Origin of the sequence: Duganella violaceipulchra, from assembly GCF_019166075.1 — a bacterium.
In the GTDB taxonomy this organism is placed as follows: domain Bacteria; phylum Pseudomonadota; class Gammaproteobacteria; order Burkholderiales; family Burkholderiaceae_D; genus Rugamonas; species Rugamonas violaceipulchra.
Window position 1 is genome coordinate 1 of the sequence record NZ_JAHTGR010000001.1, and the last position, 15,043, is coordinate 15,043.

At 63.4% G+C, this 15,043-nt stretch carries 11 protein-coding genes; 6 read left to right on the top strand and 5 right to left on the bottom strand.

Annotation, left to right across the window (positions count from 1 at the left end; genetic code table 11):
• The 5 genes from KVP70_RS00005 to KVP70_RS00025 all read right to left on the bottom strand — a co-directional run.
• A partial coding sequence (locus KVP70_RS00005) for a DUF3304 domain-containing protein (protein ID WP_217939985.1) occupies nt 1-451 on the bottom strand: 451 nt, incomplete at its 3' end.
• A gap of 63 nt (nt 452-514) precedes the next feature.
• Nucleotides 515-1,288 (bottom strand): DUF3304 domain-containing protein, encoded by a 774-nt coding sequence (locus KVP70_RS00010; protein ID WP_217939986.1) that lies wholly within the window; start codon nt 1,286-1,288, stop codon nt 515-517.
• 4 nt (nt 1,289-1,292) lie between these two features.
• A complete protein-coding gene (locus KVP70_RS00015; protein WP_217939987.1) occupies nt 1,293-2,120 on the bottom strand; it encodes a DUF4123 domain-containing protein in 828 nt (275 codons plus the stop codon).
• Nucleotides 2,121-2,123: 3 nt separating this feature from the next.
• Nucleotides 2,124-4,991: a type VI secretion system Vgr family protein gene (locus KVP70_RS00020; RefSeq protein WP_217939988.1), complete on the bottom strand. Its 2,868-nt coding sequence runs from the start codon at nt 4,989-4,991 to the stop codon at nt 2,124-2,126.
• Entirely contained in the window at nt 4,988-5,653 is a 666-nt protein-coding gene (locus tag KVP70_RS00025) for a hypothetical protein (protein WP_229224483.1), read from the bottom strand. Before KVP70_RS00025 ends, KVP70_RS00020 begins: the two co-directional genes overlap by 4 nt.
• Nucleotides 5,654-6,027: 374 nt before the next feature.
• Here KVP70_RS00025 and KVP70_RS00030 point away from each other — a divergent pair, with 374 nt between their 5' ends.
• From KVP70_RS00030 to tssA, 6 genes are read left to right on the top strand one after another with little or no spacing between them, the layout of a single operon-like run.
• Nucleotides 6,028-6,867, top strand: a complete 840-nt coding sequence (locus KVP70_RS00030; RefSeq protein WP_217939990.1) for a M15 family metallopeptidase — start codon at nt 6,028-6,030, stop codon at nt 6,865-6,867.
• 37 nt (nt 6,868-6,904) lie between these two features.
• Entirely contained in the window at nt 6,905-8,287 is a 1,383-nt protein-coding gene (locus KVP70_RS00035; protein WP_229224484.1) for a hypothetical protein, read from the top strand.
• Between the two features lie 32 nt (nt 8,288-8,319).
• On the top strand, nt 8,320-12,204 hold the full coding sequence (gene tssM / locus KVP70_RS00040; protein WP_217940481.1) for a type VI secretion system membrane subunit TssM: 3,885 nt from the start codon (nt 8,320-8,322) through the stop codon (nt 12,202-12,204).
• Nucleotides 12,201-13,187 carry a type VI secretion system-associated protein TagF gene (gene tagF, locus KVP70_RS00045; protein WP_217939992.1) on the top strand — a complete coding sequence of 329 codons (987 nt, stop codon included), beginning with the start codon at nt 12,201-12,203 and terminating at the stop codon, nt 13,185-13,187. The genes tssM and tagF overlap by 4 nt, the downstream gene beginning before the upstream one ends.
• 2 nt (nt 13,188-13,189) lie before the next feature.
• Entirely contained in the window at nt 13,190-13,990 is an 801-nt protein-coding gene (locus KVP70_RS00050; protein ID WP_217939993.1) for an OmpA family protein, read from the top strand.
• 16 nt (nt 13,991-14,006) lie between these two features.
• Complete coding sequence (tssA, locus tag KVP70_RS00055; RefSeq protein WP_217939994.1) at nt 14,007-15,041, top strand: type VI secretion system protein TssA; 1,035 nt, start codon at nt 14,007-14,009, stop codon at nt 15,039-15,041.
• Nucleotides 15,042-15,043 lie beyond the last annotated feature (2 nt).

The window sequence follows — 15,043 nt, forward strand, 5'->3', positions numbered from 1 at the left end:
TTAACGAACCATCGGCGGCACGAACCACCCATAACTCCCCTGCCTTGCCATTGACATACTCAGGCACTTCGACGATCTTGGTTTCAGCGATTTCCGGCCCCGCTTTATCGGGCGAAAGCCGGGCGCTATGGACAGCTTGCACCTTGATCTGAATGCCGGGACGCCATATCTGCGGAAGACTATAGCAACACATAGTCCCGCCAGCCTCATACGGCCCGATACTCTCCCCTCCACCTTTATTCCGGCTGTCCAGAGGATCTTCGACGACGTAAGAAAAGTCGTCGCCACTGTAGTTCACTGCGTGAATACCGACAGGCACAGTTCCATTCCCGCACAGGCCGATCACCGGCAGCACGAACAGACTTGTCGCCAGCAATCGTCTGGAAGCGCGCAGCACGCGCTGAGTTGTCGACTTCATGTATTTCCCATTTCTTTTCAACAGCAACGACACTTTGTCGCCACTCGATCATTCCTTTAACCTTACCATCTCAATGTCACGAACATAGGCGGGCGCTCATGGCCGACGTTCCTGCACCTGTCGAACCTTTTCCTCAGAATTGTGTTTCATCTTCTCAAATTTTTTCCGAACGAATTCAAGATAACTCACATCTTCAGGACCGCTGAATCCTTCCACCAACTTCGCATGATATTTTCGATCGACATCCCATGACTCGAGAAGTAATTCCGCAGGGGAATTTTTCAACTCATCCAAAGCCTCGTTGGCGGTATCAAGCGCGTCTTGCGCCAGCTTCATATACTGCCCCCATCGCTGCCGTCGATACTCCAAAGACGGCACCGGCCATCCCTTGACGGCGCCAGGCCATTTGGCATGATCCGGCTGAAAATCGCTGGAGATTACGCTCAACGAGCCATCGGCGGCACGCACCACCCATAACTCGCCGGCCTTACCATCGACATACTCTGGCACTTCGACGACCTTGGTTTCAGCGATCTCTGGCCCCGCTTTATCGGGCGAAAGCCGGGCGCTGTGGACTGTATGTACTTTGATCTGAACGCCGCGACGCCATGTCTGCGGAAGCCTGTAGCAGCACATAATTCCACCAGCCTCGTAGGGGCCGATACTCTCCCCACCACCTTTGTTCGAACTGTCCAGTGCGTCTTCAACGACGTAAGAAAAGTCGTCGCCACTATAGTTCACTCCGTGAATACTGACAGGCACAGTTCCATTCCCGCACAGGCCGATCGCAGGCAACGCAAACAGGCCCGTCACCAGCAAGCTTCTGGAACCGCGCAACACGCACTGATTTGTCGGCTTTATGTCTTTCACATCCCTATTCAATAGCGGCAACACTGTGCCGCCACTCGATCATTCTTTTAGCCATCACTATCTCATCCGGCAACACGGAATGTATCAGACACTCCTCACACCAATCGATCAGCAAATTATCATCCAGCGTCTGCGTCTCTGCGATACGCAACGCCTGGGAAATCGTAGCGTGCAAATGGGACGGCTTCGCATCAGGCAAATGCTGGCGGCGAGAGATACGAACCAGCATGGATTCGACCTCGTTATCGCTGACCATCATCCCGAACTGCCCGTCATCAAGCTCGGGCCGCCCCTGGGCAACAGGTCCATCCAACATTGGAACAGGCAACTCCTTCCATCCCCCTTCGCGATCGATATACGCCCATCGCGTTGCCGGTCCGGCCAGTTGTGCCCGTTGATCGGCACGCAGGGCAGAGAAAATCCCCGGCAGCCGGCGAGTATCCGGAAAGCGGAAATTAAACCTTTGCCCGTCCGAGTAGATCACACACCAGGCGGCCAATCGTTCCGTCAACTGCTCCAGTGTCTCCTTGGTCTCGACTGCGCTAACCATCGGCGAGCCACTGCAATGGCCCAATATTTTTTCGAGACCACTCAGCGTTGCGTCGTACCGCACTAGAAATGGCGACACGTCGCGCACCTTGTCAGAGCAAGAAGGCAGGGTCTCAAACAGCAGCGTCATCTCCATTGCCGGTACCGCCTTCCGAACTTGACGATACAGTCCGGGGACAAACACGCCATCGATCAAGAGGTAGATTTGGGCATGCTCGTCAAGCTGGCTTGCCCGTTCATGCAAGTCAGTTAGCCAGTCTTCATGGTAAGTATCGATAAGCATATTTTATTCAACAACCGTAAAGGCAGACCCTGCGGCAAGTGACTTTTTCAGGCACTCAACGCAGATACTGTTTGGCAGGCCCGGCATTGGATACGGCATTTTCGCTGGCCCAGAAAAATTCTTGGTCCCCGCATGAATCGTAATCTTGCCTGGACACTGCACCGTGATATTGCCACCATCGATGGTGATGTTGGCGCCGCCAGCAGTCGACAGCGTGATGCTTTTGGCAGCGGCCCAGTCGACAAACGCGTTGGCGCTGACAAGATTGACCTCATCACGCGCCTGCACCTTCAGCACATCCGCTTGCGCCTGGATATCGATGGCATCCTTGGCGGCAATCATCTGTACTCCGATATTATTCTCACCGGCTTTGACCGCACCGCCCAATACGCCAATCGCCTGTCGTGTTTGCACGCGCAGTTGGCCGCCGCTGACAAATTGGCTGTCAGCGCCACTCATCAGGGCAATCGTTTCGCCGTTGGACATCTGCATAGCCTGACCTGCGGTCGCGCTCAGGCCGCCCTTGCCGCTGATAGCGATGATCGGCGAACTGGCATGCGGCAATTGATCATCACCGGGTGCGGTATTCTTTTTGCCGGCATCAGCCTTGGCGGCACCCAGGCTGGCATTACCCACCATGCCCGACGCCGCCGCCAGCATCGCCTTCAACGGCGCGGACTTGTCGTCCAGCGCGCTCTCATCGGCCTTGGTGGCGCCGATGTGCGAGGCCAACGCAACCGTCTCATGCGTCTTGGCCGCGTCGCTGAACGTCTGCCCCAGTTGTACCGCCTGCTTCAGCAGCGCGATGCCGGCCGTGTTGTCGCCCATCGGCTCTCGCTCGCTGGCACTGTGGCTGATCGCATAGCTCGACACCAGCAAGCCACCAGCCGCGCGCACGACGCCATACGCATCGGTGCGCAGCTCGGCGCCCTGCCCGCGCAGACTGCCGCGATAGTTGTCGGCGCTGTGGATCAGATGACCCAGCGTCAGCTCGCTGGCCGCATGCGTCGAGCGCAGCTGCACGCGCCCCTGCGCGTCGGTATCGTCGAACAGCAGCTGGTTGTAGCCGGACGCGCCAAACTCCTTGCTGCGCACGCCCCACTGCGCCGCCGCGTTGCCGTGGCCGCCAGTATCGGCGGAAGCACCGTGCCACAAGGGACTGTTGCCCGCCGCCAGATTGCCCTGCGCGGAAGGCGCATGATCGCTGGCTGGATTGAACACTGAAGCCCGGCTGTCCCCGGCCGCCTGCCCCGCCGGGGTTGGCGCCACACCGCCCTCGCCCTGGCCGTTGTACAAGGCGCCGAGGATGACGGGCCGGTCGATATCATTCTCGATGAACTGCACCAGCACTTCCTGCCCCACGCGCGGCAGGAACTGGCTGCCCATGCCGCCGCCAGCCGAACGCTGCGCGACGCGCACCCAGCAGGTGGCGTCACCGCTGTCCTGCCAGTGGTAACGGATGCGCACGCGGCCCAGCGCGTCGCAGTGGAGCTCGTCGGCGCCGGCCGGCTGGTCCAGGCCATCGGCCCCGACGACGATCGCGCTTTGCGCGCCCGAAGCGGTTGGCTTTGGATGGTTGCGGCCATCGCTGTCCGGCAGTTGCGGACGCCAGATCACATCGCTGGCAACCGCTTCAAAACTGTTGGCGTAACCTGTGCTGCGGGCCTGCTCGATCACCAGCGCAAAGTCCGCATCGCGTTGCGGCGCCAATTCTTCCAGCAATTCCGGAATGGGGCCAAACAACTCGGCCAAACCCTGCTGCGCCGGCGACGGCAGGTTGTTGACACCGACGCTGGTCACGCGCAACAAAGTGTAGGCCGGCACAGCAGCGCCCTCGGCCGAAGCCAGCGGCCCCTGCGTGACATTCACGCGCCGCCCAGCGGCCATGGTACGCACCGTCGATCGACCGCGCCACATCTGGCTGCGCGCTTCCCGTCCCTGCATCTGCAATTCGGCGTAATGCTGCGCCAACCCGCCGTCCGCATAGGCGTATTGGCCGGGCACGTCGAAACTCTCCAGCGCCGGCAATTTCTCGGACTGCCGCATGGCCGGCACACTGGCGCTGACGGCTTTCTTGGCCTTGTAATCGTAGCTGAGCAAGCTGGTCAGCGTAGCCGACACACTGCGCCGAGCCTGCAAAGCCTGGATGGTGTCCTGCTGCTCGCCGGCGCGCACGCCGTGGAAGCGGATACCGCCACCAGCCTCGCTGCTGGCGTCTTCCGGCACCGCGCTGAGCTGGCTGCTGTCGGCGAACAGCACCAGGCACAGGCCGTCCTTGCTCTCCTCGAAGCGCCAGACCAGCCCCTCCTCGGTCAGCAGGCGCAGCACGAAGTCGTAATCCGACTCACGATACTGGCAGCAATAGCTGCGCGCCGGCACATCGGCCAGGAAACTGTCGACCTCTTCGCTCCAGCGCCATTGCGCCAGCGGCCGATAGATGTCAAAGACCGATTCAACAATCTCGATCACTGTCTTGTCCTGCCAAACGCGGCTGTTGCGCACCTGGCCCAGGCGCCACAGCCACGGCGTCAGCCGCAAGCGGAAACGCGCCAGGCCGCCTTCGCTGCCCAGCATGGCTGCCTGCGTGATATCGCCGCTGAAGGTGGTGCGGCTGCCGTCCACCAGGCTCACATCCAGGCTGGCCGGCTTGCCCAGCAACGTCGCCAGCTCGACGTGCGCGTTGGTCGACAGCACGATGATGTCGCGCGCCCCCGTGCCCTGCACCACGTCGTCTGCCGAAAAAGCTTCCACCAGCAGACCGCCGGCACCCAGGTCGGCGTCATCGTCACCCAGCTTCAGCGCGTACAGGCGCGTGGCGCTGGAGAATTGCGCCAAGGCGGTGGTGATTTGTTCCAGCAGTGCGGCACTCATGAGTTCGATGCGGTTTTCGCGCCGGGAGCAGCCTTACATTCGGGCTCTTTCTTGGCGTCGGCCGCGCACAGGCGCGCGCGACACTGCTCTTCGCCGGCGGCGTTGTATTGCTTGCAGGTCTTTAGCTGCTCGGCAGGCGTGCTGGTCTTCTTGACCGGCGGACGGGTCTGCAAATGCGCCATCAGCGCGGTGATCAGCGTAACGTCGTTGTCCGGTTGCTTGGCTGCCGGTTTGTCCTTGGCCGGCGCCGTTTTCTGGGCCAGCTTGACGTTGTCGGATTTGTGCTCGGCCTTGCGTTCGGGCTTGTGCTCAGTCTTATGTTCGGGCTTGCGCTCAGCCTTGGCCAACTGCGGCGCCTTCGGCTGCGGCCGTTCCAACGCCTGCGTCAGTTCGTCGGGAGCGGACTTGGGCTTGGCCGGCGCGGCCAGCATTTCCTTCAGCGACGGCAATTTCTCGGACACCGGGGCGACGACCGGCGCCTCCTCCAGGATCGCCGCAGTCGACACTTCGGGCTCGGCCGGCACAGCCGCAACGGTTACCGGCTTGGCCGGCGCCGCGACCACAGCGACTGGCACACTGTCTTCGTCAGGCGTATTGCTCATCCAGGCCAGCGCGCCGCCCACCGCCGCCAGCACGCCAATGCCTACTGTGCCCCAAACCAATAAACCGCCAGGACGCCTGCCTGGACTGCGCGCCACGGCGCCCCCGGACGCAGGCGGTTTGTTGTCCAACGTGCTCAGAATGCGCTGGCGGTCCACCTCCGCTTGCTGTTCCGAGGAAAGCAGACTGGGCCTGCCCCCCTTTGAAGGGCGATCGTCTTGACGTTGCAAAATGTACTCCTTGTTAATTTCGCATTACTTTACGCGATTCAAGGAAAACGCGACGCATCTTACAAAGTCAACCGTGCGCACCCCGGATTTCCGCCGTGTCATAGGGCGATTTCAATCGTGCGCTGGATTGTCATAACTGTAAGATATACTCAAAGCAATGCTTTAAGGACACTAATGATGCAACGTTATGCTGGAGAGGAACTGTCGTGCTGATACTGGCAATCGCACTCTATTTCGTACTTGCCTGTTTGATCAGCTGGATGGTCCTGTTCCCGGCCGGACGCGAATTCGTGCTCAGCGCGATCGCTGGCGCCGGCCAGCGGCTGCAACAGCGCATGGGCCAGATCGCCCAGCGCCGCCATCAGGACGCCAGCGCGCTTGGCCGCACCGGACGCGCCTCGGCCGGCGAAGTCGGTTCCTTCCTGCGCCAGCACTATGTGTTGTGCCTGGGCGGCGCGGCGCTGATCTGCGTGCCGCCGCTGCTGGCGCTATTGATGAGTTCCAAAAGCACGCTAAGCGGCTTCGACACCTCGACCCGGGAAGTCAACACCCAGGTCGCCGATCTGCTGCAAGGCGAGCAGCTGGTGCCGCCGCAGGCGCTGCCGCCGCTGGTGTTTGCCTCGGCTGAAGTCGCGCTGGAGCGGCCGATGCTGGTTTCCGCAAGCCGCGACTGGGCCTTGATGGACGCCGCCTATGCGCAGCGGCTGCTGATGGCCTTCAAGATCATGAAGGAGAAGCACGGCTACGACATGGCGATCCTGGAAGGCTACCGCAGCCCGGAACGCCAGAACAAGCTGGCCGCGATGGGGCCGAACGTCACCAACGCGGCGGCGTTCCAGAGCTGGCACCAATACGGCCTGGCCGCCGACTGCGCGTTTCTGCGCGACGGCAAGCTGGTGATCTCGGAAAAGGATCCGTGGGCCATGCGCGGCTATCAGCTCTACGGCGAGGTGGCCGAGTCGCTGGGCCTGACCTGGGGCGGACGATGGAAGATGATGGACTTCGGGCACACGGAACTGCGCATGCCCGGTGTGATGAAACGATAAGGTACAGCTAAAAATGGCGGCATGGCTTAAAAATTTGATGATGACGCTCCTGGCATTCGGCGCCAGTTGGCTGGGCGCCGTCTGGTACTGGCGCGCGAACAACCGCGTGCCGGCCACCGACGACCTGGTGCTGTACCTGTTGGTGCTGCCGCTGGCGCTGCTGGCCGTGTTCTGGCTGGGCCAAAAAATCTATCGCGCCATCAGCGCTCCCGCAGCTGGCGCGGCCACCGTCGACGCTGCCGCACAAAGTGTAGCGCCGGCGGAACCGGCGCGCGGACCATCGCTGTCGCTGGTGGCAGCCGCCGTGCGCGCACCGCATGGCGTATCGCCCGCTGAACTGAGCGCCACGCTGGCCGACGACAGCCCGCGCCCCGAGCTGGACCCGGAACTGATCGACGCCTATGGCTACCCGATCATGAGCGCCCGCATCGCCGACCTCGATACCGAAGTGCTGCGCGCCGAAATGTCGGACTGGCTGACCACCAACGCATTGCCCTCCAACTTCAGCGACGAACAATGGCGCGCACTGAGCGCCGGCAGCGAAGTGGTGGCCGAGCTGTCCGGCCACCTGGCCGGCCACGCCCAGCTCGAGGCTCACGCCGGCCACATCGCGCAACGCGAACCGTCGCCGCTGCCGATGCTGCAACTGCATCCTGTATGGCCGCCCGAATGGAAACCCGAGCAGCGCCAGGCCACCACGCTGTGGTTCCGGCACCTGGCGATCCAGGCTGGATGGCCGGAAGACCGCATCACGGCCGCCCCCGAACGGGGCGCGGCCGACACCGAAGCCGGCACCGTGCTGGCACGGCTGCTATCGAACGAGCCGCCGGCGTTGGCGCTGGTTGTGGCCTGCGGCTCCCACATCGGCGCCGACAGCGTCGAGAGCATGGACAACGCCACCGCGCTATTCAACCCCAACCACCCGCAAGGCCGCATCCCCGGCGAGGGCGCCGCCGGCCTGCTGCTGGCCGACGCCGCCCAGGCCAAGCTGCTGGCGTACGGCGCCGAGCTGCCACAATTGCTAGCCATGAGCAGCGGCCAGCTGCCACATTCCGCCGATACATCCAAACGTTCCAGCGCCGAGCTGCTGCAAGAGCTCAGCGCCAAGGCGCTACTCGGCGCCGGCCGCGAGGCATCCTCCATCGCCCTGATCGCCGCCGATACCGACCACCGCACCAGCCGCGTCATGGAGCTGATGGGCGTGGTGTCGGCATCGACGCCGCAACTCGATCCTGGCGTCGATGTGCTCAGCGTGGGCGCCAGCTGCGGCAGTTGCGGCGGCGTCACCTGGTTGACCGCGCTGGCATTGGCGCGGCAGGAAGCCGAGAACCGCAACGCCGCGATCCTGTGCATCAGTAATCTTGACCCGTTCCGGCGCTACGTCGCCGTGATCGGCCCCGCCGTTGCCGTACCTGTTTGACTTTGACGAATTTTTCTAGAGCCCCAATCATGATGCAAAAAACCTGGCAATTCCTGACGACCCGCAACAGCCTGATCGTGATCGGCTGGGTGGCATTCGCCGCCTGTTTGCTGATCGCCGCCGCCATCTTCCAGTGGCCGGCCAGCGTCGCCTGGACCGTGCTGGCAATTGCGCTGCTGTTCGGCGCCGTCGTCTGGCTGTGGCGCCGCCAGCGCCGCCAGCGCGCCGCCGCGCAACTGGGCGACATGCTGGAACAGCAGGTCAACAAGTCGCCCGCCAAACCCGATCCGGCCCAGCGCCAGGAGACGGACGTGATCCGCAAGCGCCTGCTGGACGCCATCTCCACCATCAAGGGCTCGAAGATAGGCCAGTTCTCCGGCAACGCCGCGCTGTACGAACTGCCGTGGTATATGGTGATCGGCAATCCGGCCGCCGGCAAGAGCACAGCCATCGCCAGCTCAGGCCTGCAGTTCCCGTTCGCCGACACCAAGATCGTGCAAGGCGTGGGCGGCACCCGCAACTGCGACTGGTTCTTCACCACCGACGGCATCCTGCTCGACACGGCGGGCCGCTACTCGGTCGTCGACGAAGACCGTGGCGAATGGTTTGGCTTCCTCGACCTGCTAAAAAAATACCGCAAGAAGGCGCCGATCAACGGCGTCATCATCGCCGTCAGCATCGCCGAACTGACGCGCAACCGTCCGGAATTCGCCATCAACCTGGCCAAGAACCTGCGCCAGCGCGTGCAGGAACTGACCGAGCGCCTCGAAGTGCATGCGCCGGTGTACGTGGTCTTCACCAAGGCCGACCTGATCACCGGCTTCAACGAATTCTTCCAGGACGCCGAACGTGGCGAACGCGATAAGATCTGGGGCGCCACCCTGCCCTACAGCCAGTCCACCACCAGCGAACAGATACTCGACCAGTTCGACGCCCGCTTCGATGAACTGTACGACGGCCTCAAGGATCTAAGCCAGGCCAATATGGCGCTGCAGTGGCGCGAACGCATGCCCTCCGGCGTGTTCACCTTCCCGCTGGAATTCAGCTCGATCAAGCCGTCGCTGCGCGCCTTCATCGCCACGCTGTTTGAAGAAAATCCATTCCAGTTCAAGCCCGTATTCCGTGGTTTCTACTTCACCAGCGCCCTGCAGGAAGGCGAATCGGTCTCCGCTTCCTCGCACCGCGTGGCCCAACGCTTCGACCTGAAACTGCAACCGCAGGAGCACGAAGAAAGCCACCAGCAGCAAGGCTACTTCCTGCTTAACCTGTTCCGCAAGGTGATCTTCGCGGACAAGGACCTGGTCGCCCAATACGCCAGCCCGGCCAAGACGCGCATGCGCTACGCCGCCTTCTTCGCCGCCACCGCCTTCGTCGGCCTGGCGCTGGCCGGCTGGAGCTGGTCGTACATGAACAACCGCCAGCTGGTCGCCAACGTCCAGGCGGACCTGGACCAGGCCATCAAGGTGCAGCAGAACCGTATGGACCTGCAATCGCGCTTCCAGGCGCTGGAGATCCTGCAGGACCGCATCGAACAGCTGGATAGCTACCGTGACCACCGCCCGCTGTCGCTGGGCCTGGGCCTGTACCAGGGCGACCTGCTGGACCGCAAACTGCGCGAGGAATACTTCGCCGGCGTGCGTGAAGTCATGCTCAAGCCAGTGGGCCAGTCGCTGGAAGCCTTCCTCGCGGAAGTCAACAGCGGCGCCGCGCAGCTGCAACCGATGGCCAAACCGGTGACGGCGGCGGTCACCGCCGCAGCCGGCGGCGTAGCGACCGACGCCAGCGCGTCCGCCGCCCCGGTCAACAACGGCGCCACCCAGTTCAAGGACGCCTCTCCCGCCAACGCGGAAGACGCCTACAACGCGCTGAAAACCTACCTGATGCTCAACGATAAGTCGCGCGCCGAAGCCGGCCACCTGAACGACCAGCTGACCCGCTTCTGGCGCGTCTGGCTGGACGGGAACCGTGGCGCCATGCCGCGCGAGCAGATGATACGCAGCGCCGAACGCATGATCTCCTTCTACCTGGCGCAGATCAACGATACGTCGTGGCCGCAGATCGACGGCAAACTGGCGCTGGTCGACCAGACCCGCGACAACCTGCTCCGCGTGGTGCGCGGCATGCCGGCGCGCGAGCGTGTCTACGCCGACGTCAAGGCCCGCGCCGCAACCCGCTTCCCATCGATGACCGTGGCCCGCATCGTCGGCGACCAGGACAAGGAACTGGTACTGGGCAGCTACGCCATTCCCGGCAGCTTCACCCGCCAGGCATGGGAAGGCTTCGTACAGGAAGCCTTCCGCGACGCCGCCAACCGCGAAATGCAAAGCGCCGACTGGGTGCTGAAGACCTCCTCCAAGGACGACCTGACGCTGGAAGGCAGCCCGGAACAGATCCAGAAATCGCTGGTGGAGCTGTACAAGAACGACTACGCCAAGGAATGGGAGAAGTTCATTCAGGGCGTCACCATCCGCGACCTGGAAGGCTTCGACAACGCCGCCGCCGCGATGAACCGCCTGGGCGATCCGCAAACCTCGCCGATCAACAAGCTGGTCACCACGGTCTACGAACAAACCTCGTGGGATAACCCGTCGCTGCTGGACGCCGGCCTGCAACGCGCACAACGCGGCGTATCCGGCTGGTTCCGCGAGACCATCCTGCGCCAGAAGCCATCGCAGCTCAACATCAACGTCGGCAGCTCCGGCAATGTGCAGAACGCCGCGCTGCCGCTCGGTCCTGTGGGCCGCGAGTTCTCCGGCGTCGCCCGCCTGGTGGTGACCAAGGACCGGGACGCATCGCTGATGCGTGGCTATATGGAGCAGATGTCCAAGCTGCGCACCCGCTTCAACCAGATCAAGAACCAGGGCGATCCAGGCCCGGGCGCCAAGCAGCTGATGCAGCAAACGCTGGACGGCAGCGGTTCCGAACTGGCCGACGCCCTCAAATACGTCGACGAACAAATGCTGACCGGGATGACCGATGCGCAGAAACTGGCGATCCGCCCTCTGCTCGTGCGTCCGCTGATGCAGACCTTCGCCGTCATCGTCAAGCCGACCGAGACCGAAATCAACAAGGTTTGGGTCGCGCAGGTGCTGCAACCGTTCAGCAAGAACCTGGCGCTGAAGTATCCGTTCGCGACCGAATCGCGCGCGGAGGCCACCAACGCCGAAATCGGCGAGATCTTCGGACCGGATGGCGCCATCGCCAAGTTCTTCAACACCACCATCGGACCGTTGGTGGTGCGTCGCGGCGACTCGCTGAGCGCCAAGACCTGGGCCGACATGGGCGTCAACCTGGCGCCGCCAGTGGTGGCGGCCTTCCCTAACTGGATCGCGCCACTGTCGGCGGCCGGCGTCGCCAACACCGCCGCATCCAGCGGCGGCGAAGCGCAGACCATGTTCGACTTACAGGCGCTTGGCGCCGTCGGCGCGACCGAGTTCACCATCGAGATCGACGGCCAGTCGCTGCGCTGGCGCGGCCAGCCGCAGCCTTGGGTACACATGGCCTGGCCGAATCCGCAAGGCGTGCCTGGCTCGAAGATCACCGCGATCACGCCGGAAGGCCGCAGCGTCAGCCTGCTGAGTGAGCCTGGCCACTTCGGCCTGAAGAAAATGATCGACGCCGCCAAACGCAAACGCAAGGACAACGGCGTGTTTGAACTGAGCTGGGACAACGCCGGCGTGGTCGTCACCGCCAACCTGAAGATCGTCACCACCACGCAGGCCCCGGCGCCGCAGCCGGTGCAAGCGGCGCAAGGCTTCAAACGCCTGCGCCTGCCGGAATCGATCATCGCCGCCGGTCAGCTCCCGGCGCCAAAGGCAGCACCGGTCACACCGGCCGCACCGGCGGGAGCGCCTGCGCCCATGCCGCCGGCCGCGCCATCGCGCACCGCTGCCGCCACCTCGGGAGCCGCTCAATGAGCCGCGGCGCCACGCCCATCAGCGTCGGCTACTTCGGCAAGATTCCAAGCCGGGGCGACTTCGTCAAAGGCAGCGACAGTCCAGCACTGATCAAGGTGCTGGACGACTGGTTGTCGCAGGCGATGGACCTGATGAGCACCGACGCCCGCTGGAAGCTGAACTACGACGCCGTCGCGCCGCTGCACTTCGCCTTTGTCGGGCCGCGCCGCCGGCATGCCATCGCCGGCCACATCGTCGCCAGCAGCGACCAATCCAACCGCCGCTACCCCTTCCTGATGATGGGCGCGATGGAAGTGGCCGAGCCGACCACCTTCGTGGAGAACTCCCCGCTGGTGCTGACGCGCCTGTGGAACCGCCTAGAAACGCTGACCAACGGCGTGCGCGAAGCGAGCGACCCCACGCTGCCGCTGCAAAGCGCCGCCAATCACATGATCGAACTCGATCTGCGTTCGGCCGCCTACGATGCCGCCTTCGAGGACTTCCTCGAACTGCAAACCGTGGGCGCGCTAGACGCCATGCTGGCGCAGACCGGCTTCAAAGGCACGGTGCGGCAGATCCTGCTGGCCCTGGGCATGCTGCTGCAACCAGTGATGGCCAGCAGTTCCAGCCGGCTGGAGAAAAGCCTGCTGCTGCCGTTGCCGACCGATCCGATGTACCGCAACTTGGTGGCAGCCTTCTGGATGCACCTGATCACGCCATTCCTGGCACGCGCCGATTTCGAACTGGCGCTGTTCGTCACGCGCATCGAACAGCGGCCATCGCTGGTGCTGGGCTTCAGCGGTGCCTCGGCGCAGACGCTGCGCGCGATCATGGATCCGCAAACGGCGCTGGAGCACCACATCGACTTCGAACAACTGGATTGGGTGGAAGAGCAGATCGATTCCGACTACGGCGTCAAGAAACTATCCACCTATCTGGCGCAAGCCAACCTATCACTCAAGTCCGCGCTGGATTCCGTCGGCGCGGCGTTTATCGGAACCTGACCATGCGCTCTAACAAAACCATCGCCAACGCCCTGCTGGCCGCCCTGTGCGCGCTCAGCGCAGCCGGCGCCAGCGCCCAGAATCCAGGCCTGGCGCCTGTCGCGCCGGAGCCGGGCCAGGTACTGGCCAGCGGCACCGTGCCGGACGAAGGCAGCAAGGCCGCCGTCCTGACCAAGCTGCGCGAAGTCTACGGCGCCGACAAGGTGGTCGACCAGATCGCCATCGGCCCGGTCGCCATGCCGGCCAACTGGAACGGCTACGTGCAAAAGCTGATCACCGCTGACCTCAAGCAGATCAGCCGTGGCCAGCTGAAAATCGACGGCAGCAACGTCAGCCTGCGCGGCGAAGTGGCCAACGAATCGGTGCGCCAGCGCATCGCCAGCACCGTCGCCACCAGCCTCAATCCGACCTACACCGTCAACAACGGCCTGCGCGTATCGGCGGCCGACCAGAGCATCCTGGACACCACGCTGGCCAACCGCACCGTCGAATTCGAAAGCGGCAAGGCGACACTGACGCCGGCCGGCAAAGCCATTCTCGATGAGATGCTGGCTGCGCTGCTCAAGCTCAAAGGCCGCAAGGTCGAGATCATCGGCCATACCGACAGCGCCGGCCTGCGCGCCACCAACCTGGGCCTGAGCCAGGCGCGCGCGGAGACCGTCAAAACCTACTTCGCCAGCCACGGCCTGAATGGCGACCTGCTGACCGCAAGCGGCCAGGGTCCCGACCGGCCTATCGCCAGCAACGACAGTGCGGACGGACGCGCGCGCAACCGCCGCATCGAGTTCCGCATGGCCCAATAAACAATCGGAGGACATCATGTTTTCAGCAGAGCAGTTATTAATCCCCATCAGCGACAGCCGCCCGTCAGGCGAGGACCTGTCCTTCTCGTCCGACCTGGACGCCATCGGCCAGGCGCGCAAATACGACGACCCGTCGCTGGATCAAGGCGAATGGGTGACGGAGTTGAAGGAAGCGGATTGGGAATTCGTCGTCAAGCGCTGCGCGGCGCTGTTGACGGAAAAGAGCAAGGACCTGCGCCTGGCCGTATGGCTGACCGAAGCCGCCGCCAAGCAGCATCACCTGCGCGGCCTGGCCGAAGGATATCGCCTGCTGGCGGGCCTGTGCGAGCAGTATTGGGACATGGGCTTGTTCCCGGAAGCGGACGGCGGCGACAACGACCAGCGCATCGGCAATTTAAGCTGGATATTGGCACGCACCCGCACGCTGATCCGCGAGATGCCGCTGACGGAAGGCCGCAACACGGCCTACTCCACTATCGACTTCGAGTACGCCCGCAAGCGGGCCACTGGCAGCGACGATCAATCCGGCGCGCCGAAGCTGGCGGACATGGAAGCGGCCAAGCGCTCCAACTCCGCGCAGTTCTGCGCCAAGTTCGTCGCGGATGCACAGTACTGCATGGACGCGCTGCTACAACTGGAGAAAGCGGCGGATGCGAAACTAGGCCAGGACAGCCCCGGCTTCTCGGCCGCGCGTGACGCCGTGCAATCGATGCTGCACGTGATACCGGCGGCGGCCAAATCCAATGGCGCCGAAACGCAAGCCGACGAAGCCGACGAGCAGCTTTCGCATGCCGACAACGGCGCAGCGGCGCCACAGCAACGCGAAGGCGCCTCCGGCCCGATCCGAAATCGTACCCACGCGATCGCGCAGCTGCGGGCGGTAGCGAAGTTCTTCCGCGATACCGAGCCGCATAGCCCGGTCTCCTACTTCGCCGAAAAAGCAGCCACCGCCGGCGAACAAGACCTGCACACCTGGCTGCGCTCCGTCATCAAGGACGAAGGCTCGCTCTCCCACATCGAAGAGATGCTGGGAGTGCGGCCTCCTAACTAAGT